At 71.2% G+C, this 22457-nt stretch carries 16 protein-coding genes and 1 pseudogene; 9 read left to right on the top strand and 8 right to left on the bottom strand.

Features of this window, described 5'->3' with window-relative positions; translation table 11 throughout:
* Positions 1–50: 50 nt before the first annotated feature.
* The 3 genes from ACIRP7_RS17600 to ACIRP7_RS17590 are packed head-to-tail and all read right to left on the bottom strand — an operon-like array spanning position 51 to position 2394.
* Positions 51–470, bottom strand: a complete 420-nt coding sequence (locus ACIRP7_RS17600; RefSeq protein WP_352388969.1) for a RidA family protein — start codon at positions 468–470, stop codon at positions 51–53.
* On the bottom strand, positions 467–1228 hold the full coding sequence (locus ACIRP7_RS17595; protein WP_403659711.1) for an IclR family transcriptional regulator: 762 nt from the start codon (positions 1226–1228) through the stop codon (positions 467–469). The genes ACIRP7_RS17600 and ACIRP7_RS17595 overlap by 4 nt, the downstream gene beginning before the upstream one ends.
* The gene (locus ACIRP7_RS17590; RefSeq protein ID WP_403660672.1) at positions 1225–2394 is read right to left on the bottom strand and encodes a sugar kinase; all 1170 of its coding nucleotides are present in this window, start codon (positions 2392–2394) and stop codon (positions 1225–1227) included. The genes ACIRP7_RS17595 and ACIRP7_RS17590 overlap by 4 nt, the downstream gene beginning before the upstream one ends.
* Before the next feature lie 157 nt (positions 2395–2551).
* Between ACIRP7_RS17590 and ACIRP7_RS17585 the strand changes: the two genes are divergently transcribed.
* A complete protein-coding gene (locus ACIRP7_RS17585; protein ID WP_403659708.1) occupies positions 2552–3826 on the top strand; it encodes an amino acid deaminase in 1275 nt (424 codons plus the stop codon).
* 20 nt (positions 3827–3846) lie between these two features.
* Positions 3847–5457: an amidohydrolase family protein gene (locus tag ACIRP7_RS17580; protein WP_403659705.1), complete on the top strand. Its 1611-nt coding sequence runs from the start codon at positions 3847–3849 to the stop codon at positions 5455–5457.
* 30 nt (positions 5458–5487) lie between these two features.
* Here ACIRP7_RS17580 and ACIRP7_RS17575 read toward each other — a convergent pair whose 3' ends face one another.
* Positions 5488–6420, bottom strand: a complete 933-nt coding sequence (locus tag ACIRP7_RS17575) for a serine protease (protein ID WP_403659702.1) — start codon at positions 6418–6420, stop codon at positions 5488–5490.
* A 182-nt stretch (positions 6421–6602) separates the two neighbouring features.
* Entirely contained in the window at positions 6603–7283 is a 681-nt protein-coding gene (locus ACIRP7_RS17570) for a hypothetical protein (RefSeq protein WP_403659699.1), read from the bottom strand.
* A 126-nt stretch (positions 7284–7409) separates the two neighbouring features.
* Here ACIRP7_RS17570 and ACIRP7_RS17565 point away from each other — a divergent pair, with 126 nt between their 5' ends.
* The gene (locus ACIRP7_RS17565) at positions 7410–8621 is read left to right on the top strand and encodes a pyridoxal phosphate-dependent aminotransferase (RefSeq protein WP_403659696.1); all 1212 of its coding nucleotides are present in this window, start codon (positions 7410–7412) and stop codon (positions 8619–8621) included.
* An 89-nt stretch (positions 8622–8710) separates the two neighbouring features.
* Positions 8711–9133, top strand: a complete 423-nt coding sequence (locus tag ACIRP7_RS17560; protein ID WP_403659693.1) for a hypothetical protein — start codon at positions 8711–8713, stop codon at positions 9131–9133.
* Between the two features lie 463 nt (positions 9134–9596).
* Here the strand turns inward: ACIRP7_RS17560 and ACIRP7_RS17555 are convergent, their stop codons facing one another.
* A complete protein-coding gene (locus tag ACIRP7_RS17555) occupies positions 9597–11420 on the bottom strand; it encodes a phosphoenolpyruvate carboxykinase (GTP) (protein ID WP_403659691.1) in 1824 nt (607 codons plus the stop codon).
* 337 nt (positions 11421–11757) lie between these two features.
* Here ACIRP7_RS17555 and ACIRP7_RS17550 point away from each other — a divergent pair, with 337 nt between their 5' ends.
* The 4 genes and pseudogenes from ACIRP7_RS17550 to ACIRP7_RS17535 all read left to right on the top strand — a co-directional run bounded on the left by ACIRP7_RS17550 (position 11758) and on the right by ACIRP7_RS17535 (position 15509).
* Positions 11758–12471: a hemolysin III family protein gene (locus ACIRP7_RS17550; protein ID WP_403659687.1), complete on the top strand. Its 714-nt coding sequence runs from the start codon at positions 11758–11760 to the stop codon at positions 12469–12471.
* Between the two features lie 102 nt (positions 12472–12573).
* Positions 12574–14079: pseudogene (locus ACIRP7_RS17545) on the top strand (MFS transporter).
* The gene (locus ACIRP7_RS17540; RefSeq protein ID WP_403659684.1) at positions 14076–14717 is read left to right on the top strand and encodes a TetR/AcrR family transcriptional regulator; all 642 of its coding nucleotides are present in this window, start codon (positions 14076–14078) and stop codon (positions 14715–14717) included. The pseudogene ACIRP7_RS17545 and the gene ACIRP7_RS17540 overlap by 4 nt, the downstream one beginning before the upstream one ends.
* Positions 14718–14750: 33 nt before the next feature.
* Positions 14751–15509, top strand: a complete 759-nt coding sequence (locus ACIRP7_RS17535; RefSeq protein ID WP_403659682.1) for a Mut7-C RNAse domain-containing protein — start codon at positions 14751–14753, stop codon at positions 15507–15509.
* On the opposite strand, the gene ACIRP7_RS17530 is transcribed toward ACIRP7_RS17535, so the two are convergent.
* Positions 15466–17520 carry a thioredoxin domain-containing protein gene (locus ACIRP7_RS17530; protein ID WP_403659679.1) on the bottom strand — a complete coding sequence of 685 codons (2055 nt, stop codon included), beginning with the start codon at positions 17518–17520 and terminating at the stop codon, positions 15466–15468. The genes ACIRP7_RS17535 and ACIRP7_RS17530 overlap by 44 nt on opposite strands.
* 135 nt (positions 17521–17655) lie before the next feature.
* Positions 17656–18846, bottom strand: coding sequence for a recombinase family protein (locus ACIRP7_RS17525; RefSeq protein WP_403660669.1), 1191 nt, complete (start codon positions 18844–18846; stop codon positions 17656–17658).
* Positions 18847–19052: 206 nt separating this feature from the next.
* Between ACIRP7_RS17525 and ACIRP7_RS17520 the strand changes: the two genes are divergently transcribed.
* Positions 19053–22256, top strand: a complete 3204-nt coding sequence (locus tag ACIRP7_RS17520) for a tetratricopeptide repeat protein (RefSeq protein ID WP_403659676.1) — start codon at positions 19053–19055, stop codon at positions 22254–22256.
* Positions 22257–22457 lie beyond the last annotated feature (201 nt).

Below are 22457 nucleotides of genomic sequence, written 5' to 3'. Positions count from 1 at the left end.
GCCGTGCGGGAGGTGCGGGAGGTGCGGGAGGTGCGGGAGTCGAGGGGGCGTCAGCCGAGGACGGCGAGCGCGTCGATCTCGATGAGGAGCCCGGCGGGCAGACCGACGTAGACGGTGGTCCGGGCGGCGGGCGGGGCGGTGAGGCCCTGCTCCTCGAAGTAGGTGTTGTAGATCGAGTTCATCTCGGCGAAGTGGTCCACGTCCGTCAGGTAGACGCGGATCATCATCACGTCGTCCCAGGAGGCGCCGCCCTCCTCCAGGATGGCCTTGACGTTGGCGAGGGTCTGGAGGGTCTGCTCGCGCAGGGTGGGCCCGGCGGGCGTGGGCGGCTTGCCCTCCTCGGCCGGCAGGAAGCCGACCTGCCCGGCGACCTGGAGGATGTTGCCCTTCCGCACTCCGTGGGAGAACTTGGCGGGCGGGGTGGTGTGGGTGCTGGGGGTGAGCGCGATCTTGTCCGTCTTGTCCGTCATCCGGGTTCCTTGGGTGTCGTTCTGCCCGAGTACTCGCCGCTGATGGCATCGGCCGTGCGGCGGACCTGGGGGAGGAGGGTGAGGAGTTCCTCGGCGGTGACGACGACGTTGGGCGCGGAGACCGACATCGCCGCGACGACCCTGCCGTCGGCGCCGCGGACGGGGGCCGCGACGCAGTTGATGGACTCCTCGTGGCCACCGAGGTCGGTGGCCCAGCCCTGTTCGCGCACCCGCTCCAACTCCGCGAGGAAAGCCGGAGCGTTGGGTGTCGAACGGGCCGTGTACAGGGGGTATTCCAGTGTGTCCGCGAGGGCGCGCCGCTCGGCCTCGGGCAGATCGGCGAGCAGCAGCTTGGCGACCGCGGCGACGGTGATGGCGACGGGCTTGCCGATCCGCGAGTACATCCGCACCGGATACCGGCTCTCGACCTTGTCGATGTACAGCACCTCGGCCTCCTCATACACGGCGAGGTGGACGGTGTGACCGCACTGCTCGTTCAGCCGTACGAGGTGGGGGTGGGCGATCTCGCGGATGTCCAGGTTCTCCATCGCCTCCTGGGCGAGGGCGATGAGGCGGGCGCCGAGACGGTAGCGCTGGTCGGACTGCCGGTAGACCATGCCGTGTTCGTGGAGGGTGCGCAGGAGTCGCAGCGCGGTGGACTTGTGGACGCCGAGGCGGTCGGCGACCTGCCCGAGGTCGGCGGGGCCCTCGGCGAGCAGCGGCAGGATGCTCAGTGCTCGGTCGACGGTCTGGCTCATGGGGTGCGTACCTCCTCCGGGGCCCTGTCGGCCTGTGTCCAGCCGGGGCCGAGTCGAAGTGTCCCCCACGTGTCGTCGTCGAGGGCGGCCAGCCGGTCGGTGGTGTCGCGGTCGGGGGGTGTCGCGAGGTCACCGGGGGAGGTGAGGGCGGCGGCGGCCCACAGGTGACCGTGGCGCAGGCGGCTCTTCAGGGGGAGTTCGCGCAGAGTGGCGGAGAGGAAGCCCGCCGCGAAGGCATCGCCGGCACCGGTGGTGGCCACGACGTCCACCGCGAGGCCCGGCACGAAGACACCCGGCGCTGCGGCCGGCCGGGGGCGGGTGTCGCCGGCCCGCACCCGCGGGGTGCCGCTCCGCGTGGGCCGGGAGCCGCCTCTGACGGCACGGCCGCCCGGGGTCAGGGCGGAGGGACGGCTGTCGGCGGGCTGCGAATGATCGGGTGAAGGTCCGTCATCCTGCGACCCCGGGCCGGTGACCGACCGGCCCGAGGACGACACGAACGCCGTGGCCCCCAGGCCCCCCTGCTTCACCACCAGCACCCCCGGCCCGGGCAGCACCGCCCGAATCCCCGACGGCCCGCCCGTCACCCCCCACGCCTCCTCGGCCTCGTCCTCCCCCACGAACACGAGGTCGGCCCGGCGCGCCAGCTCCAGCAGCACCCGGGGCCCGTCGGTGTCACGCCACAACCCGGCCCGGTGATTGACGTCGAAGGACACGAGCGGCCGGTCCGCCCCCGGTGCCGTCAGCTCACGCAGCAACTCCAGGCACTCGGACGACAGCGCAGCCGTGATCCCCGAAAGGTGCAGCACCCGAGTCGCCCGCACCACCGACAGATCCACGTTCGCCGCGGACATCGCCGAAGCAGCCGACCCCGCCCGGTAGTAGGCGACCTCATGCGCATCGGTCGCCCGGTCCCCCGCCGTACGGAAGTACACCCCCGTGGGCCGGGAGGCATCCCTGCCGACCGCGGAGGTGTCGACCCCGTACCCCCCGATCGTCTCGACCAGGTGATCCCCGAAGCCGTCCGTCCCGACCCGGCTGACCCACCGCACCGCGTGCCCGGCGGCGGCCAGCCCGCAGGCGACGTTCGACTCCGCGCCCCCGATCGCCCGGTCGAAGGACGGTACGTCGGCGAGTCGTCCGGGCCGGCTGGGCAGGAACGTGACCATGGACTCGCCGAGCGCGACGACGTCCACGACGTCGGGGGCATTCACGATGGCCGTAGCTCCTTCATTGACCCGGGATTCGCCTGGATGTTAGACAGCAGTGAGCGATATACGCAATGAACGTTGCAGAGAGTGCAACGCACCCCTTCAGGGAGGCCTCGTGTCCGGTACCGAAGCGCTCGCCCGTCTCGCGGAGGACCGCGTCGACCACCGCTTCAAGGGCCTCCCGCCGGACGCGGACGGCCTGACCGTCGCCGAGCTGACCGCCCAGCGCCGCAACCTCTTCACCGACGGGTTCACGACCCCCGTACTCGCCCTCTCCGCCGAGCGCCTGGGGCACAACCTCGCGCTCATGGAGACGTACGCCGCCCGCCACGGCCTCTCCTTCGCCCCGCACGGCAAGACGACCATGGCCCCCCAGCTCTTCCGGCGTCAGATCGAGCACGGCGCCTGGGGCATCACCCTGGCCGTGCCCCACCAGGTGCGGGTCGCGCGGGCGTACGGCGTCCAGCGGGTCTTCCTCGCGAACGAACTGGTGGACCCGGCGGCCCTGAGGTGGATCGCCGGCGAGCTGGCGCGCGACGAGACCTTCCGCTTCATCTGCTACGTCGACTCCGTCCGCGGAGTCGAGTTGATGGACGCGGCCCTGCGGGGCACCGCCCGCCCCCTGGACGTCGTCGTCGAACTCGCCGCCGGCGAGGGTGCCCGCACCGGCGTCCGCACGGAGGAGGAGTGCGCAGCCGTCGCCGACGCGGTCGCGGCCACCGGGACACTGCGGCTCGTCGGCGTCGCCGGATACGAGGGCGAGGTCCCCGACGCGGACCCGGAGCGCGTCCACGCCTGGCTGCGCCGACTCGTCGCCCTGGCCGCCGACTTCGACAAGGCGGGACGGTTCGGCGCGGCGGCACCGGACGGGATCGTGATCAGCGCCGGCGGCAGCGCCTGGTTCGACGCGGTCGCCGACGTCTTCGCCGAGATCCCCGAACTCTCCCTCCCGGTAATGAAGTTGCTCCGCTCCGGCGCCTACGTCTCGCACGACGACGGCCACTACCGCAAGGTGACCCCCTTCAACCGGATCCCCGAGGAGGGCGCCCTGGAGCCCGCGTTCCAGTTGTGGGCGCAGATCGTCTCCCGCCCCTCCCCCGGCCAGGCCTTCGCCAACGCGGGCAAGCGGGACGCGGCCCACGACCTCGACCTGCCCTTCCCGCAGGTGGTCCGCCGGGACGGCACCGAGCGCCCGGCCACCGGCATCGAGGTGACCTCGCTCTCCGACCAGCACGCCTGGCTGGCCACCGCCCCCGGGACCGACCTGGAGGTCGGCGACTGGCTGGGCCTCGGCCTCTCGCACCCGTGCACGTCCTTCGACAAGTGGCAGCTGATCCCGGTGGCGGAGGCCGACGGCACGGTTGTCGAATACATCCGCACGTTCTTCTGAGACGCGAAGGGAGTCCGGCGATGGAAGAGCTCGTCATCCGGGACGCGGACGTCGTCGACGGCAGCGGCGCCCCCTCCTACCGCGCCGACGTGGTCGTCGACGGCGGCCGGATCGTGTCGATCGTCAAGGAGGCCGCCGCCGCGGGCTGCCAACGCCCCAAGGCCCGGCGCGAGGTGGACGCCGAGGGACTCGTCCTCTCCCCCGGCTTCATCGACATGCACGCCCACAGCGACCTGGCCCTGCTGCGCGACCCCGACCACAGCGCCAAGGCCGCGCAGGGCGTCACGCTCGAAGTGCTGGGCCAGGACGGGCTGTCGTACGCCCCGGTCGATGACCGCACCCTGGAGGAGGTCCGCCGCGCCATCGCCGGGTGGAACGGCCACGGCGGCGACATCGACTTCGACTGGCGGTCGGTGGGCGAGTACCTGGACCGCCTCGACCGCGGGATCGCCGTCAACGCGGCCTATCTGATCCCCCAGGGCACGGTCCGCGCGCTCGTCGTCGGCTGGGAGGACCGCGAGGCGACGCCCCACGAGCTGGACCGGATGCGCCGGCTGGTCGCGGAGGGCATGGAACAGGGCGCGCTCGGCATGTCGTCGGGCCTGACCTACACCCCCGGCATGTACGCCAAGGACGCCGAACTCACCGAACTGTGCCGGGTGGTGGCCGAGTACGGCGGCTACTACTGCCCGCACCACCGCTCGTACGGCGCGGGGGCCCTGCAGGCGTACGAGGAGATGATCGCCCTGGCCCGGGAGGCCGGCTGCTCGCTCCACCTGGCCCACGCCACCATGAACTTCGGCGTGAACAAGGACCGGGCGCCCGAGCTCGTGGCCCTCCTGGACCAGGCGCTGGCGTCGGGCGCCGACATCAGCCTGGACACCTACCCCTACACACCCGGCGCCACGACCCTCGCGGCCCTGCTGCCGAGCTGGGCGGGCGAGGGCGGGCCCGAGGCGGTCCTGAAGCGGCTGGCGGACGACGACACGGCCGAGCGGATCCGGCACCACATGGAGGTCGTCGGGGCGGACGGCTGCCACGGGGTGCCCATCGAGTGGGACACCATCGAGATCTCGGGCGTCGGCGACCCGGCCCTCGCGGACTTCGTCGGCCGTACGGTCGCGCAGTCGGCCCGCACTCGCGGCGAGAACCCCTGGACGACCGCCCGCCGGCTCCTGCTCGCCGACCGGCTGGCCCCGTCGATCCTCCAGCACGTCGGCCACGAGGAGAACGTCCGCACGATCATGCGGCACCCGGTCCACACCGGCGGTTCCGACGGCATCCTTCAGGGCGCCAAGCCGCATCCGCGGGCGTACGGCACGTTCCCGCGCTATCTCGGCACGTACGTACGGGAGTTGGGCGTCCTCTCCCTGGAGGAGTGCGTGGCCCACCTCACCTCGCGCCCGGCGTCCCGGCTGCGCCTGCCGGACCGAGGCCTGATCAAGGAGGGTTACCGGGCCGACCTGGTCCTCTTCGACGCCGAGATGGTGGCCCCGGGCTCGACCTTCGAGGACCCGCGCAGGCTCCCTGCCGGCATCCCGCACGTCCTGGTCGACGGGCGGTTCGTGATCGAGGACGGCCGGCGCACGGACGTACTGGCGGGGCGGGCGGTCCGTCGCAGTCCCATGTGACGGAACGCCTCGCGCCCTACCGGCCGGGGCTTACGGCTTGGGCAGGGTGCAGCCGCTCGCGCTCAGGTTGAGCTGGTTGCCGGTCGTGAAGCAGGCCGGGATGTTGTAGATCTCCTGGGCGTAGTTGATGCCCTCGCGGACGGTGACGTTGCCGTTCGCGTCGACCTCGCACGGGTTGTTCTCCGTGCAGCGCTCGCCGGCCTCGTTGCCGGTGTTGTTGACGGCGACGACCTTGCCGGTGGCCTGGTCGATGACGGGCGAGCCCGAGGTGCCGCCGATGGTCTGGCAGGCGGAGGTGTAACGGACCGAGTCCTTCCAGGTCCAGTCGCCCTCCTTCAGCCGGTACGCGAACCCGTCGATGTTGCAGCTGTAGAGCCGCTTCCAGTACCCGGAGGCCACCGTGATGGCGGTCCCGGCGGTCGGGTGCGTGTCCTGCACGGTGAGCGGGGAGATGCCGTACGCGCTCTTGATCGACGCGTACGTGCTGGTGAGCTGGTAGATCGAGACGTCCGTGTCGGTCATGGTGCCGTAGGCGAGCTTGCTGGCGCGCAGGGTGGCGACCTTGGTACCGGAGGAGTTGAGCAGCCCGAAGGTCCGGCTGGACGCCTGGTTGGTGAGCACCTCGCCGGGCTCGGGGAAGCCGGTGGTGAGGCAGTGCCCGTTGCTGAGCACCAGTGCCGGGGCGGTGTCCAGGGAGTTCGGGAACCGGATGACGGAGCCGGAACAGTTGCTGAGCGAGACGGTCCCGGCGAGGGTCACGGCCTGGAGCTGGGGCGACGGTGCCGTGACCTGGGACAGGGTGTCGGTGGCGGACGTGACCAGGTTCTGGACCACGGAGACGGGGGTGTTGGTGTCCACGCTCTTGCCCACGCTCTGGGCCGTGGGTTCGGCGGCGACGGCGGGTGCCGCGCCTATCCCGGCCAGGGCCAGGGCGCTGAGCGCGGCGACGAGAGGCTTTCTCATGTGGGGGTCCCCTCTTGCGACTTGGGCGACCGGAAATCTTCCGGCCGCCCGTGAGTTTGTCATGAACATTGTGAAGAAGGGTGGCCACTTGGACAAGAAGCTGTGCCGAGCCCGCGCCCCTCGACGGAGGACACCTGCACATCCGGGACAGGGCGAACATTTCCGCTTCCTGTTCGCCGAGCTCAACTTACCCATTCGCACGGCCACTTGGGCTTCTTCGCGCCACCCTTCCCGCGTCCCCTGCCGTCCGAGCTCCCCGGACCGTCGGCGGTGGCCGGGGCGGCGCTCGCCGAAGGGGTGGCCGAGGTGCCGGAGGAGGCCGCGGCCGACGGACTCCCGCTCACGCGCGGACCCCCGGACGTGTCCGGGGAGATGGTGGGGCCGGATACGCCGACGCCGACCGCCGGCCCACCGGAGGCCGTCGCGCCCGGGGCCGCTGCCCGGGTGGAGGGGGCCGGGTCCGTGGCGCCACTCGAGCCCGCCGAGGCCGATGGGGCCTGGTTCTCCGGGTCCCGCTCGGGCCCTGAGGAGGAGCCCGGCAACGACAGGGACAGCCCCGCGATCAGCGCCGCCGCCCCCCACGGCTCCGGCGGCCACGGCATCCGGCGCGGGCGCCGGCCGCCCCTGCCGCGGGCGGAACGTCGCCGGGCGGCCCGGCCGGCGGAACGCGGACCGCTCGGCTGCCGGTCGGCGAGCTCCGGGCCGGGGCGCTCGATCCGAGGGAGCTCGGCCGTCGCGTCGTACGCGTTCTGCCAGCCGTGCGCGGCCGCGGGATCCGTGTACTCCTCGTGCGCCGGGACCTCCGCCGGCCGCGGCTGATAGACGTTCGGCGCCCCGGACTCGTATGCGACTGGCCTCGACATGGCGACGGATTGCAGAGACGGATGTGACAGCTGGGACAGCTACCGGCGATAACAGTCCAAACCACCGCGTCTCACGTGGCGGAAAACACGACCCGTCAAGCGTTACCGGGCCGTAAGCTCCCAGACATGCAGGTGATCCAGTCGACCAAGCTCGCCAATGTCTGTTACGAGATCCGGGGCCCGGTTCTCGAGGAGGCGATGCGCCTGGAAGCGGCCGGGCACCGCATCCTCAAGCTGAACACGGGCAACCCCGCCGCCTTCGGGTTCGAGGCGCCGCCCGAGATCCTGGAGGACGTCCTCCGGAACGTGTCGACGGCCCACGGGTACGGCGACGCCAAGGGCCTGCTCGCCGCGCGCCGGGCCGTCGTCATGCACAACCAGACCATCGGCATCGAGACCGACGTCGAACACGTCTTCATCGGCAACGGCGTCTCGGAGCTGATCGTGATGGCGATGCAGGGCCTGCTGGACGACGGCGACGAGGTCCTCGTACCGGCCCCCGACTACCCGCTGTGGACGGCCGCCGTGTCGCTGTCCGGCGGTACGGCCGTCCACTACCGCTGCGACGAGCAGTCGGACTGGATGCCCGATCTCGCGGACGTGGAGCGGAAGGTCACCGACCGCACCAAGGCGCTCGTCATCATCAACCCCAACAACCCCACGGGCGCGGTCTACGACGAGACCATGCTCAAGGGGCTGACGGACATCGCCCGCCGGCACAACCTGCTGGTCTGCTCGGACGAGATCTACGACAAGATCCTCTACGACGGCGCCACGCACACCCCGACGGCCGCGGTCGCCCCCGACCTGCTGACCCTCACCTTCAACGGCATGTCCAAGGCCTACCGGGTCGCCGGATACCGCGTGGGCTGGATGTCGATCTCCGGCCCACGCGCGCACGCCGACTCCTACATCGAGGGCCTGACCGTCCTGGCCAACATGCGTCTGTGCGCGAACATGCCGGGACAGCACGGGGTGGTCGCCGCGCTCAGCGGGCGGCAGTCGATCAAGGATCTGGTGCTGCCGGGCGGACGGCTCGTCGAGCAGCGGGACGTGGCGTACGACCTGCTGACCCAGATCCCCGGCGTGAGCTGCGTGAAGCCGAAGGGGGCGCTGTACCTCTTCCCCCGGCTCGACCCCAAGGTCTTCAAGATCAAGGACGACCGGCGGATGGTCCTGGACCTGCTGCGCCAGGAGAAGATCATGGTCGTCCAGGGCTCCGGCTTCAACTGGCCCGAGCCCGACCACTTCCGGGTGGTGACCCTGCCGACGGTCGGGGACCTGCGGGACGCGGTGGGGCGGATCGGGAACTTCCTGGACGGTTACGGGCAGCCGTAGACCGAGGATCCGATCTTCGCACTCACTCAACTCAACTTTAGACGAAATCTAAGCTAGGATGGTTTCCTGACTGCACAGGAGGCCATCCCATGTACGAACCGATCCGCACCAAGTCGGTCCACTCCACGATGGCCGGCCCCACTTCCGACTTTCCCCACCGTTCCCGCGAGGAAGAGCTGGACATCCAGCTCGCGGGCCATCTCGCCGCACTCCTCGCCGTCACGGACGAGCTGCGTGCGCTGGCACCCTCCGCCGACCTGGACACCGCGGCCGAGCGGCTCGCCGAGCAGGTGACCCGGTTGCGGGGCGGCGGCGCACCGGCTCGCGCGTCGCTGACCTCGGTCGACTCGGAACCGCACCTCACCGACCTGCACCACCGCGCCCACGCCGTGGCCGGGCGCGCGCTGCTGGTGGCGGCGTCCCGTGCGGACACGGCGGCGGCGATCCTGGCGGCGGAGCGGATGGACGCCCACGCGGCGGCCCTGGAGCCCCGCGAACTCGCCACCCACTGAGCCCCCGCACCGAGTCCACCCACTGAGCCCTACGGCTCCCTTGAACGGCCCCGGTCCGCGCGCACCCAGAGCGACGTGCGGACCGGGTGCCACAACACCGCGTTGGCTTGAGCGGGCGTGCCGGATCGCCGTAGGGGGTCGTGTCGTGTGGCGAGTGCGGGTTCGTCGTGGCTGGTCGCGCCCACGCGGCGGAGCCGCATATCGATGCAGCCCCGCGCCCCTGACGGGGCGCGTCCCCGCCCCGTGGTGAGCCGGGACCGTGCGCCCTGTCGACGCCGGGCCGGTCGCGCGTGACGCAGAATCCATCCCAGGGAGTGAGGCGGCAGCACGCCCCGCACGCCGTTGTGCGGGGCTGTTTCGTGACTCAGGGCCTGCACGGCCCTCGTGCCGCCACCCGCGGCCGGCCCGTGACGATCACGGGTCAGGGCTCCCATCGGGGCCGGCCGCGGGGGTTTACGGGGGATCAGCCCAGGCGCTGCACCAGCGCCCGGTACTCGTCCCACAGCTCCTTCGGGGTGTGGTCGCCGAAGGTGTTGAGGTGCTCGGGGATCAGGGACGCCTCCTCCCGCCACACCTCCTTGTCGACCGTGAGCAGGAACTCCAGGTCGGAGTCGGCCAGTTCGAGGCCCTTGGTGTCGAGCGCGTCCCTGGTCGGCAGGATGCCGATCGGGGTCTCGACGCCCTCGGCCCTGCCCTCGAGCCGTTCCACGATCCACTTCAGGACACGGCTGTTCTCGCCGAAGCCGGGCCAGACGAACTTGCCCTCGTCGTTCTTGCGGAACCAGTTGACGTAGTAGATCTTCGGGAGCTTCGACTGGTCCTTGTCCTTGGCCACGTCGACCCAGTGCCCCATGTAGTCACCCATGTTGTAACCGCAGAACGGCAGCATGGCGAAGGGGTCGCGGCGCAGCTCGCCGACCTTGCCCTCGGCGGCGGCGGTCTTCTCGGAGGCCACGTTGGCGCCGAGGAAGACGCCGTGGTTCCAGTCGAAGGACTCCGTCACCAGCGGCACCGCGCTCGCGCGCCGCCCGCCGAACAGGATCGCCGAGATCGGCACGCCCTTGGGGTCCTCCCACTCGGGCGCGATGATCGGGCACTGCGCGGCGGGGGTGGTGAAGCGGGCGTTGGGGTGGGCGGCCGGGACGTCCGAGGAAGGCGTCCAGTCGTTGCCCTTCCAGTCCGTCAGGTGAGCCGGGGTCTCCTCCGTCATGCCCTCCCACCAGACGTCGTTGTCGTCCGTCAACGCCACGTTGGTGAAGACCGAGTTGCCCCACAGCGTCTTCATCGCGTTGGCGTTGGTGTGCTCACCGGTGCCGGGCGCGACGCCGAAGAAGCCGGCCTCGGGGTTGATCGCGTAGAGGCGGCCGTCCTCGCCGAACCGCATCCAGGCGATGTCGTCGCCGATGGTCTCCACGGTCCAGCCGGAGATCGTGGGCTCCAGCATGGCGAGGTTGGTCTTGCCGCAGGCGCTCGGGAAGGCGGCGGCGACGTACTTGGACTCGCCCTGCGGCGGAGTGAGCTTGAGGATGAGCATGTGCTCGGCGAGCCAGCCCTCGTCGCGGGCCATCACCGACGCGATGCGCAGGGCGTAGCACTTCTTGCCGAGCAGGGCGTTGCCGCCGTAGCCGGAGCCGTAGGACCAGATCTCGCGGGACTCCGGGAAGTGCGAGATGTACTTGGTGGAGTTGCACGGCCACGGCACGTCCTCCTGGCCCTCCTCCAGCGGCGCTCCGAGCGTGTGCACAGCACGCACGAAGAAGCCGTCGGAGCCGAGTTCGTCGAGGACCGGCTGTCCCATGCGCGTCATCGTGCGCATGGAGACCGCGACGTAGGCGGAGTCGGTGATCTCGACGCCGATCGCGGAGAGATCGGAGCCGAGAGGGCCCATGCAGAAGGGGACGACGTACATCGTCCGGCCCTTCATCGAACCGCGGAAGACGCCCTTGTCCCCGGTGAAGATGTCCCGCATCTCCGCCGGCGCCTTCCAGTGGTTCGTCGGGCCCGCGTCTTCCTCCTTCTCCGAGCAGATGAAGGTGCGGTCCTCGACGCGCGCGACGTCGGTCGGGTCGGAGGCCGCGTAGTAGGAGTTGGGGCGTTTGATCGGGTCGAGCTTCTTGAAGGTGCCCTTCGCGACGAGCTCCTCGCACAGGCGCTCGTACTCCGCTTCGGATCCGTCACACCAGACCACGCTGTCCGGCTGGGTCAGTTCGGCGATCTCGTTCACCCACGAGATCAGTTCCTTGTGCTGGGTGGGGATGACGGGGGGAGCCGCGATGTCGCGCGCCACGATTGCTCCTAGATGAGGGATTTTTTGTTTGGAGGCCCCGTGGGGGCTGCGACCCGGATGCTTGTCGCGCCTTCAGGTGGTGACCTTGGCGCTCATCCGGTGCCGACCGCACTCATTTGATCATCCGACTGAAGCGCCCATCTGTCCAGAGGACATCACAGGTGAGCGGAGTGAGGATCGCCACGCTTTCTCTGGGCACAGCGCGTTTATTTGCGCACACGTAGCGTTCATTCGACCGTTTCTTTACTGGTCAACTCCCGTGAGACGATGGCCACTCTTGGCCGATGTCATGCCGTACTCACGCGTAACCTACGGTCCCGTAGGTACGATGCCGGGCATGACGCCGCCCGCCCACGACGCCGAAACGCCCTCCCTGCCCCACCAGATCAAGCAGCACGCCCACCACCTGGCCGAGCCCATCAAGCCGAAGCTGCGTGGCTGGCTGCACCTCGGCATGTTCCCGGCCGCACTGGTCGCGGGGCTCGCGCTCACCGCCCTCGCCGACTCCACCAGAGGCCGGATCGCCTGCGGGATCTTCACCCTCACCGCCTGCCTGCTGTTCGGCGTGAGCGCGCTGTACCACCGGGGCACCTGGAGCCCCCGCATGGACGGCGTCCTGCGACGGCTGGATCACGCCAACATCTTCCTGATCATCGCGGGCACCTACACCCCGCTGACCATGCTGCTCCTGCCCGGCAGCAAGGGGCGGCTGCTGCTGTGGGGCATCTGGGGTGCCGCCGTGGCCGGCATCCTCTTCCGGGTCTTCTGGGTCGGCGCCCCGCGCTGGCTCTACACCCCCTGCTACATCGCGATGGGCTGGGCCGCCGTCTTCTTCCTGCCCGACTTCATGCGCGCCGGCGGCGTCGCGGTTCTGGCCCTGGTCGTCATCGGCGGCCTGCTCTACAGCGCGGGCGGTGTGATCTACGGCCTGAAGCGGCCGAACCCGTCACCGCGATGGTTCGGCTTCCACGAGGTGTTCCACTCCCTCACCGTGGCCGCCTTCGCCGTCCACTACATCGGCATCTCGCTGGTGGCATACCAGCACACGTAGACCGTTCCGCGCCTTTCGAGGGTCACGGCTTCCGAGCCGTGGCCCTTTTTGCATGCCGGATTCGATTGACGGTTCATAATTTTTGAAAGTTACTCTCATTTCATGGAAACCATCACTCCGGACCCCCGTCGCTGGTGGGCCCTGGCCGCCCTCGTCGCGAGCATGCACCGGTGCGCAGCAGTGGATGGCGGACGCCTACGTCGTCGTCCTCGCGGCCCTGATGCTCCCCGCAGGCCTGCTCGGCGACCGGTTCGGACGGCGCCGCATGCTGATCACCGGACTCGCGATCTTCCTCGCCGGATCACTGGTCGGCGCACTGGCCGGCGATGTGAACGCGGTGATCGCCGCCCGCGCGGTGATGGGCGTCGGCGGCGCCCTCGTCACCCCGCTCGCGCTCTCCGTGCTGCCCACGCTCTTCGCCCCCGACGAACGCACCAAGGCCGTCGGCATCGTCTCGGCCGCCTCCGCGCTCGGCCTGCCGCTCGGCCCGATCATCGGCGGCTGGCTGCTGAACCACTTCTGGTGGGGCTCGGTCTTCCTGGTCAACGTCCCGATGGCCGCGATCGGCATCGCCGCCTGCGTCTTCCTCCTCCCCGAGACCCGCGCCCCCTCCTCCCCCCGGGTCGACGGCCCCTCCGCCGCCCTCACCGTCAGCGGCCTCGGCGCCCTCGTCTACGCGATCATCGAGGCCCCCACCCGCGGCTGGGGCGACCCGCTGGTCCTCGGCATCCTCGCGGCGTCCGTCGTCCTGATCGCCGGGCTGGTCGTACGCGAACGGCGCGTCCAGCGCCCCATGCTCGACATGACCCTGCTCACCCACCGCGGCTTCCTCTTCAACACCCTCGCCGCGACCCTGGTGAACTTCATCCTGACCGGCCTGCTGTTCGTCCTCCCGCCCTTCCTCCAGGCCGTCCTCGGCCACGACGCCCTCGGCACCGGCGTCCGGCTACTGCCGATGATGGGCGGACTGCTGCTCGCCTCCCGCCTCGCCCCCAAGATCGTCGCCCGCTTCGGCGCACGCCCCACGGTGAGCGCCGGCCTGGTGGTACTGGCCTTCGCCGGGCTCCTCGGCAGCCGTACGACAGTCGACTCCGGCTACGGATTCGTCGCATTGTGGCTCGCCCTCACCGGCTTCGGCTTCGGCCTCTCGCTCATCCCCGCCATGAACGGCGGCCTCAGCGCCCTGCCCCGCGACCGCGCCGGCTGGGGGTCCCCCCACGCCCTCAAGGCAGTGGGGGAGGCTCCGGACTCCTGATGACCATGCGCCAGGTCGGTGGCGCGATCGGCATCGCCCTGCTCGGCAGCCTCCTGGCCGGCACCTTCAGGGACCGCCTCGACGTCACCGGACTGCCCGCCGACGCCGCCGCCACCGCCGGGGAGTCCGTGGTCGCGGCACACATGGTCGCCCAGCACACCGGCTCGGCCGATCTGCTGGCCGCAGCGAACAGCGCCTACGTCCACGGCATGGACGTCGTCCTCCTGGTCTGCGGGATCGCGGCCCTCGTCGCCGCACCGCTCGCCGCGGCCTTCCTGCCGGGCGCACCCCGCCCCGCCGAGACCCCGACCACCCCGGACATGGCTGCCGAGGAGGCCGATGCCCGACAATGAACCCCATGACGGCCGCACGCTCCCCCCTCTCCCCCGCCGACCGCCCCCAACTGGGTCTCCGTGAGCGCAAGAAGATCAAGACCCGCGAGGCGATCCGCACCGCGACCTACGCGCTGATCAAGGAACAGGGCTACGACGCCACGACCGTCGAGCAGATCGCCGAGCGGGCCGAGGTGTCACCGTCGACCGTCTTCCGCTATTTCCCGACCAAGGAGGACATCGTCCTCACGGACGAGTACGACCCTCTGCTGGCCGAGGAACTGCGCGCACGCCCCGCCGACGAGCCGTGGATGGACTCGCTGCGGCACGTCATGCGCCTGGCCATCGACGGCACCATGGCCGAGGACCCCGAGGCGATCCGTGTCCGCGCCCACCTCGGGGTCCAGGTCCCCGCGGTCCGCGCCCGGATGCTCGAGAGCATGTCGCAGACCGGGCGCCTGCTCCGCGAGGCCCTCGCCGAACGCTCCGGTCTGCCCGCGGACAGCCTCCAGGTCCGCGTCTACGCGATGTCCCTCATCGGCGGCCTCATGGAGGTCTCCATGTACTGGGCGGAGAACGGCTTCGAGGGCGACATGCGCGACCTCGTGGACCAGGCCCTGGACGTCCTGGACCAGGGCCTGCCGACGAAAAAGCCCTGAATCCGCGCTCCCTTGCCGTGGCATCCTGACCGGGTGAACGGTCCCGAGATCCACGTCGAGTTCGCCCCCGGCCTGGCCGTGTTCGTCGCGAGCGGCCGCCGCCGGGGGCCCACCGCCCTCACCACCGACGGCGTCTCTTCCCTCGGCCACGTCGTCGAGTCCACCGGCGTCCCGCTCACCGAGGTCGGGGCCCTCAGGGTCAACGGCCGCGAGGTCCCGCGGTCCTACGTCCCCGCCGCGGGCGACCGCGTGGAGATCACGGCCGTCACCCGCCCCCAGCAGATCCCCGGCGCTCCCCTGCGCTTCCTCCTCGACGTCCACCTCGGCACCCTCGCCCGCCGCCTGCGCCTGCTCGGCGTGGACACGGCGTACGAGTCACTGGACATCGGCGACCCCGCCCTCGCCACCCGCTCGGCGACCGAGAAACGGGTCCTGCTCAGCCGCGACCGGGGCCTGCTGCACCGCAGGGAACTCTGGGCGGGCGCCTTCGTCTACAGCACCCGCCCCGAGGACCAACTCCGCGACGTCCTGGACCGCTTCCGCCCCGAACTACGCCCCTGGACCCGCTGCACGGCCTGCAACGGCCTGCTCCGCGAGGCCACCAAGGAGCAGGTGGCGGACCGGCTGGAGGGCGGCACGGAACGGTCGTACGACGTCTTCGCCCAGTGCCAGGCGTGCGGCCGCGCCTACTGGAAGGGCGCACACCACGAACAACTGGAGGCGATCGTGGCGAACGCCCTGGCGGAGGCTAGCCGCCCAACGCCGCCCGCAACGCCTCCGCGTCGGTCGTAGGCGCCTCACAGGTGAAGTGCCGGCAGACGTAAGCGGTGGGTTCGCCGTTGACGAGGATCCGGTCGGCGAGCAGCGGGAGTTCATCGCTGTCCGGAGTCCCCACCGCGACCACGGCACCGGGGGCGGTCCCCAGAAGTGCCGTACGGTGCAGTGCCTTTGTGGCGTCGTCGGTCAGCGCCGGTCCGACGATCGCGACCTCCTTCGGCCCGTCGAGGTATGCCTCCGCCACCGCGAGCCCCCACCCGATGAACCGCGGCACCCGGGGACCGAGCGCCTTCACCACCCCGAGTGCCTTCTCCGCGGCCGCGCGATGCGGCTCGGACCCGGTCTGCGCGGCGTAGGACAACAACGCCCCCGCCGCGGCCGTCCACCCGGAGGGCACCGCGTTGTCGGTGGGGTCCTGCGGCCGGCGAATCAGCCGCTCGGCGTCGACGGCCGTGTCGAACAGCGCCCCTTCGGCCCCGGTGAACCGCGTCAGCACGTGGTCGAGCAGGAACCCCGCGAAGTCGAGCCAGACCCCCTCCCCGGTCACCGACGCCAGCGCGAGGAAACCCTCGGCGACATCGGCGTAGTCCTCCAACACCCCGTCGTTCGCCCCGACCTGCCCGTCCTTGCTGGTACGGGACAGCCGGGCCTGCTCGTCCAGATGCACCCGTACGAGAAGATCGGCGGCCGATACGGCGGCCTCGACCAGGTCGGGCCGGTCGAAGTAGGCGCCCGTCTCGGCGAGCGCGGCGATCGCGAGCCCGTTCCACGCGGCGACGACCTTGTCGTCCCGGCCGGGCGCGGGGCGCTCCGCACGCGCGTCGAGGAGCCGCCGCCTGATCGACTCGATCGTCTCGGCGTCGAACACGGTGTCCTGCTGCGGAAGTTGCAGAACGGACTGCCCGTGCTCGAAGGTGCCCTCCTCGGTGACACCGAAGTACTGCGCCGCGACCTCGGCGTCCTGCTCCCCGAGCACCTCACGCAACTGCTCCGGCGTCCACACGTAGTACGCGCCCTCGACGTGCCTGCCGGTGCCGTCGTCGCTGTCGGCGTCCAGGGCGGACGCGAACCCGCCCTCGTTCGTGCGCAGTTCCCGCACCATGAAGTCGGCGGTGTCGAGCGCGACCCGGCGGGCGAGGTCGCTGCATCCATCAGCGACTCCGTCGCGAGCGGTGGACCGCCAGAGGTGGGCGTAGACGCGGCACAGCAGGGCGTTGTCGTAGAGCATCTTCTCGAAGTGCGGCACGATCCAGTCGCGGTCGACGGAGTAGCGGGCGAAGCCGCCGCCGAGCTGGTCGTGGATACCGCCGCGGGCCATCCGCTCACAGGTGTCCCGGGCCATCTGCAGAGCGCCCTCGGCGCCGGTGCGGGCGTGGTGCCGCAGCAGGAACTCCACGACCATGGACGGCGGGAACTTCGGCGCCCCGCCGAACCCGCCGCGCTGCGCGTCGTACTCCCTCGTCAGCCCGAGCAGCGCCGCGGCGAGCTGCTCCTCGCCGGGGGCCTGCGAGTCGCCGTAGGAGATCTCCCGCCCGGCGAGGTCCCGCACGATCTTCCCGGCGACCTCGGCGACCTCGTCCGGCCGGTCGGTCCAGGCGGCCCGGACCCCCTCCAGGACCTGCCGGAAGGAGGGCATGCCCTGACGCGGCGAGGGCGGGAAGTAGGCGCCGAAGTAGAAGGGCTCGGCGTCCGGGGTCAGAAACACGGTCATGGGCCAGCCACCCTGCCCGGTGGCGGCCTGCACGGCCTCCATGTAGACGGCGTCTACGTCGGGGCGTTCCTCGCGGTCGACTTTGATGTTGACGAAGTGCTCGTTCATAAAGGCGGCGACCACTTCGTCCTCGAAGCTTTCCCGGGCGAGGACATGGCACCAGTGACAACTCGAATACCCGACGCTCAGCAGGACGGGTTTGTTCGTCTTCCGAGCCTCCTCGAAGGCCTCGGCCGACCAGGGCCACCAGTCGACGGGGTTGTCCGCGTGCTGGAGGAGGTAGGGGGACGTCTCGTGGGCCAGTCGGTTCGGCATGTCTCCATCGTGCCTGACCGGCACCGACAGGTGACAGTGCGGCCTGCCTCACGGGCTGTCCCGCGCTCCCTGCCACCCAATCCGCTCAACGCCGGACTGGCTCGACGCGCGAGAAATCCCAGGAGCGCTGCCCCTTCACACCGGGGCGGATGACGCAGTGGACGAATACCGACGCCACGATCTTCCGCTTCTCATGGAGAGGCATGTCGTACTGCCAGCGGTGCCGTGTGTCATCGGACGGTCGGTCGTGTTCTGGCCCTTCGTCGAAGAGCAGCCTTTCGAGGGCTGTGTCCAGCAGTGGCCCGCTGATACTGCAGCGCCCGCAGCCGCAACAGGCGTACACATAGGGGCTCTGTTTGCTCCGCCCTTTCTGAGCGCACATGGCGCCGCCGCACAATGTGCCGTCGGCCCTCCGTGCTCCGCATCGCAGAAAGCCCGTGCCGAGGTGGCGGGGCGCCGGTCGGGGGACGCCGGTGCGCCTCGGGGCACCGCTGCCTCGATGCATGAAGAGGCTCCCGGGCGAGAACGTGGCACACACCGCCTGCCAGTCCTCGGGAGGCACGATGGTTGCCACTGGCCGAGCACCGGGGCTCCCGTCTCGGGCGCGATCAGAAGTTGCCCTCTGTTGGCCCGGTAACCGCACACTCTCGGCGCGGTGATGATCTGCGTGACCGTCTGCCCGTTGGGCCTGCCGCCCCGCGTGCCGGTGATCCCGAGCTCGCACCAGTCCCGCGCGATGGCCCGGACCGCCTTCCCCACAACGCGCTCGCCGATCGCCCGTGCGACGAGGTCCGCCTCCTCGGCGTGAAGGGTGATCCTGTCCTCCAACCAGCCGAAGGGCCGTGGTCCGCTGTGGGGCACGCCCTCGACAGCCCGAGCCCAGTGCCAGTTCGACACGCGTCGGCTCCTGATGCGTGTCTCGGTGACCGCCGCATCCAACGACCGCACCGCCTGCATCAATCCCTCCCGCGAGCACGGGTCTCGCACCCCCTCCTGATCAAGATGGATCCGTCCCGGCGAACTGGTCAGGGCGGCCAGGAACCGAGCCAGATCCTCAGCCCGGCGATACAGCCGGTCGTCCGCGACACAGACGACACCCTTGATGCGCTGCCCGCTGTCGGTGCGCCCGCGCAGCAGATCCGCGATCAGACGGTCGAACCCGGGCCTCGCCGTTCCCTCCTTGGATGCGCTGCGGCCGTTGTCGCTGTATTCCGCGATCACCACGCAGCCGTGGTCTCGCGCAGTGCGCTCGTTGATCAGCAACTGGAAACGCACACCGTGCCCGTCCCGCTGCCGGTCGTCCTCCGACGTACGCGCGTACGACACGACCGGAATCAGTCCACCCCGCTCTCTCGCTTTGCGATCGATCACGACGCTCCCCCGACCCGATTACCAGCACTACATCCGAGAGAACGAGCGAATGATTCGAAGGTCACATCGACCGAACCGAGTGATCGCTGCCCCCTCGCGCTCCCGCCCGCCTCGAAGGACACTCATAGGCGAAGCCGTTGTCCGCCGGAGGGGGAAGTGACATGCGGGACAGTCATCGGGCGGAAGCCGAACGGCTGTTGGGGCGGGCCGTCGAGGAGGAGGTGCGGCGGTCGGGCGGGCGGGTCGACGGGGCCGTGCTGCTCGCGCGGGCCCGGGGATCGCTGGACGCGATGGCGCAGACGGCCGCCGAGGAGTACGAGGCCTACACCCGCGCGCTGGACGAGGCGCAGGCCGGTCAGCTCAGCTTCGGGCAGCGGTACGCGAAGGAGGCGTCCGGGACTCCGCTGCTGGTGGCCGCGGTCGCCGCGCTGGCCGCCGCCGTGGCCGACCTGGCCCTCGGTACCGACGCGGGCACCGCGCTGGGCGCGGGCGTGGTTGTAGGCGTGGTGGGCGCGGCGGCGACCGTGGTGAAGGTGGCCGGCTCGCATCTGCCGGCCGCGCACCACCGGGCGGGCGCCCTCGGCCAGCCCGGCGGCCCGGAACAGCTGCGGCTGCAGTGGCTGACGGCCCTGGAGGTACGGGGAATCCGGCCCTTCCTCGACCAGCAGCGGGTGCTGAGCGCGTCGACCGGTCCGAAGAAGGCGGGCCCGCGGCTGCGCGGCACGGACAAGAGCGCGGCGGCCCGCGGGAGGAGTGTGCTGGAGCAGTCGTTCGGTCAACTTCCCGAGCGGATAGGAGAGTTCGCGGACCGGCGGACGGAGATGGGCCGTATCCGGCAGTGGGTGCAGGCCTCGCGCGCGACCACCGAGACCCGGCCCACGGTGGTCGTGCTGCACGGACCGCCCGGCAGCGGCCGTACGGCACTGGCCGTACGGGCGGCGCACGACCTCAAGGACTACTTCCGCGGCGCCTGCGTCGTGGACCTGCGCGGCGACAACCCGGACGAGTCCCCGCTCTCCACCCGGGACGCGCTGCTGCATCTGCTGAACCGGCTCGGCGCCCCGCGCGAACAGCTGCTGTTCCGTGAGCGTTCCTCCCCGGACCAGCAGGTCAAGCGGCTGAGCGAGCTGTACCACCAGCATCTGACCGGCCTGCCCGTGACGATCGTGCTGGACGACGCCTCGGACCCCGAACAGGTGCGCACCCTCGTCCCGGAGCGTTCCGACAGCCTGGTCCTGGTCACCGCGCGCGAGCCGCTCGGCCTGCCCTCGGACCTCGCCGCCCAGGTGCACGAACTCCCGGTCGAGGCCATGGACGCGGCGGGCGCCGAGGAGCTCCTGGGCGCGGCCGCGCAGTCCGCCACCGGCCCCTACGACGCCCAGTCCGCCGACCGGATCAGGGAGCTGTGCGGCGGGCTGCCCCTGGCGCTGCGCATCGCGGGCTCGTCCCTGGGCCCCCGCTCCCCGCGCCAACTCGCCGCGGATCTCGGCGCGTACGGCCCGGTCGGACCCGTCGAACGCGCTCTGTGGCTGCGCTACACGGACCAGTCGGAGCCGGCCCGCCGGCTGCTGCGCCGGCTCGCGCTGGCCGGTCGCTCCTCGCTCGGCGCCGCCGCGGCCGCCGCGCTGCTGGCCACCGACGAGACGGAGGCGACCCGGCATCTGACGGCGCTGGCCCGGGCGGGGCTGATCGACCACGTCCGCGGCAGCCGTTACCGCGTCCATGACGTGGTCCGCGCGTTCGCCCAGGCCAGACTGGTGGACGAGGAGGAGCCGGCCGAGCGCACGGCCGCGCAGGAACGCCTCATCGTCAACTACGCCGATCTTGCCGACTCGGTGCTGCGCCTGGTCGACGGCAACATGTCGACGCGCTCGGACCGTTTCAGCCCGCACGGTTTCACCTCCCTGGACGAGGCGCTGCGCTGGCTGGACGACGAGTCGAGCTTCATCACGGCGGCGCTCAGGCACGCGGAGGGCGTCAACCAGGGGGCGGTCCTCAACCTTCTGGGCGCCCTGTGCGACTACTGCCTGCTGCGCGGCGACCTCTACCGGCTGGGGGAGATCAGCGAGTTGGCGCAGACGGTGGACCAGGGGCTGCTGGTGCGCTCGGTGCAGTGGCGCACCGGTATCGCCGCCCGCCAGCTGGGTGAGCTGGACAAGGCCCGTACCACGCTGACCTCGGTGGTCGATCTCTACATGGAGGCCCATCACGACGCGGGGGCCGCGCGCGCCCTGTGCTCCCTGGGCATCACCCTGCACCACCAGGGCCAGCTGACCGAGGCGGCGGCGAGGCTCCAGGAGGCGCTGGCCCTGCAGTCGCCTCCCGAACTGGCCACGGACCGTGCCTGGACCATGCACGCCCTGGCGGCCGTCGAACGCGACCGCGGGCGGGTGGCCGAGTCCCTGGACCTCCTCACCCGCTCCCTGGTCCTGCACCGCGCGGGCGAGTCGGTCCACGGCGAGGCCTGGGCCCACTTCCAGCTCGGCCAGCTGGCGCTGCGCATGGGCGACGTACCGCGCGCGGAGTCGGAGCTCAGAACCGCCCTCGACCTGTACGGCCGCACCCGCGACGCGCGAGGCGAGGCGTGGGCGCTGACCCAGCTGGCGCGGGCCCGCCTGGTGGCCGGGGATCCGTCGGCGGCGGTGGACGGGCTGCGCCAGGCGGCCTCCCGTCATCGCGACAACGAGGACGCGCGGGGCGAGGCGTGGACGGTGTACTACCTGGGCCAGGCGCTGGAGGAGACGGGCAACCTGGACCTCGCGGTCCGCGAGCTGGAGCGCTCGCGCACGATGTTCTCCCGGATGCGGGACGTCTACGGTCTGGCCTGCGCCCGGCACCACTCGGCCCGTGCCACCCGTGACCAACGGGCCGCGCAGACCGGCTCGTTGCGCAACTCGGGCTTCGCCCGTCAGCTTCTGGTGGATGCCCGCGCCGACTTCCAGCGCATCGGCGTCGCCCATGGCGAGGCGTGGACCTGCCTCGAACTGGCGGTGGTGGACGCGGGCAACGGCCGTACCCCGCAGGCCCTCGCGCTGTGCGACGAGGCGGTGGCCCTGTTCGTCTCCTACGGCGACCAGCGGGGCGAGGACTGGGCCCGCTTCCTGCGCTGCACCCTGTTGCCGTACGCGGCACCGGGCGGCGTGGAGATCGGCGCGGCGGTCGCCCAGGAGGAACTGGCGGAACTGGGCCGCCGGGAGCACGGGGCCCGGGACGAGAAGCTGGACGACTACGTGGGGGCGTACGGGCTGCTGCTGGAGCGCGGGGTGAACCTGGACACGGGGTGGCAGGCATGGCGTCTGGGGATGGTCCCGAACCGTCATGCGCGGGAGGTGATGGGGGTGGGGGTGACCCCGGCGCGGGGCTGAGCCGCAGGGTGGGTCCTGCGGGCCCGGCGGGGGGTGAGCCGCACGGTGGGTCTGCCCTGCGAGGGCCGGCGCGGGGCTGAGCCGCACGGTGGGTCTGCCCTGCGAGGGCCGGCGCGGGGCTGAGCCGCACGGTGGGTCTGCCCTGCGAGGGCCGGCGCGGGGCTGAGCCGCACGGTGGGTCTGCCCTGCGAGGGCCGGCGC

The sequence above is a fragment of the Streptomyces sp. NPDC102270 genome (assembly GCF_044766405.1).
Taxonomy (GTDB): domain Bacteria; phylum Actinomycetota; class Actinomycetes; order Streptomycetales; family Streptomycetaceae; genus Streptomyces.
The sequence above is the reverse complement of the archived record's forward strand: the minus strand, read 5'-3'. Positions and strand labels throughout refer to the sequence as shown.

Excerpts from the sequence above, each read along its gene's own strand:
- ACIRP7_RS17600 (WP_352388969.1), bottom strand. The coding sequence starts at position 470 with ATGACGGACAAGACGGACAAGATCGCGCTCACCCCCAGCACCCACACC.
- ACIRP7_RS17595 (WP_403659711.1), bottom strand. The coding sequence starts at position 1,228 with ATGAGCCAGACCGTCGACCGAGCACTGAGCATCCTGCCGCTGCTCGCC.
- ACIRP7_RS17590 (WP_403660672.1), bottom strand. The coding sequence starts at position 2,394 with ATGGTCACGTTCCTGCCCAGCCGGCCCGGACGACTCGCCGACGTACCG.
- ACIRP7_RS17580 (WP_403659705.1), top strand. The coding sequence starts at position 3,847 with ATGGAAGAGCTCGTCATCCGGGACGCGGACGTCGTCGACGGCAGCGGC.
- ACIRP7_RS17575 (WP_403659702.1), bottom strand. The coding sequence starts at position 6,420 with ATGAGAAAGCCTCTCGTCGCCGCGCTCAGCGCCCTGGCCCTGGCCGGG.
- ACIRP7_RS17570 (WP_403659699.1), bottom strand. The coding sequence starts at position 7,283 with ATGTCGAGGCCAGTCGCATACGAGTCCGGGGCGCCGAACGTCTATCAG.
- ACIRP7_RS17565 (WP_403659696.1), top strand. The coding sequence starts at position 7,410 with ATGCAGGTGATCCAGTCGACCAAGCTCGCCAATGTCTGTTACGAGATC.
- ACIRP7_RS17560 (WP_403659693.1), top strand. The coding sequence starts at position 8,711 with ATGTACGAACCGATCCGCACCAAGTCGGTCCACTCCACGATGGCCGGC.
- ACIRP7_RS17550 (WP_403659687.1), top strand. The coding sequence starts at position 11,758 with ATGACGCCGCCCGCCCACGACGCCGAAACGCCCTCCCTGCCCCACCAG.
- ACIRP7_RS17540 (WP_403659684.1), top strand. The coding sequence starts at position 14,076 with ATGAACCCCATGACGGCCGCACGCTCCCCCCTCTCCCCCGCCGACCGC.
- ACIRP7_RS17530 (WP_403659679.1), bottom strand. The coding sequence starts at position 17,520 with ATGCCGAACCGACTGGCCCACGAGACGTCCCCCTACCTCCTCCAGCAC.
- ACIRP7_RS17520 (WP_403659676.1), top strand. The coding sequence starts at position 19,053 with ATGCGGGACAGTCATCGGGCGGAAGCCGAACGGCTGTTGGGGCGGGCC.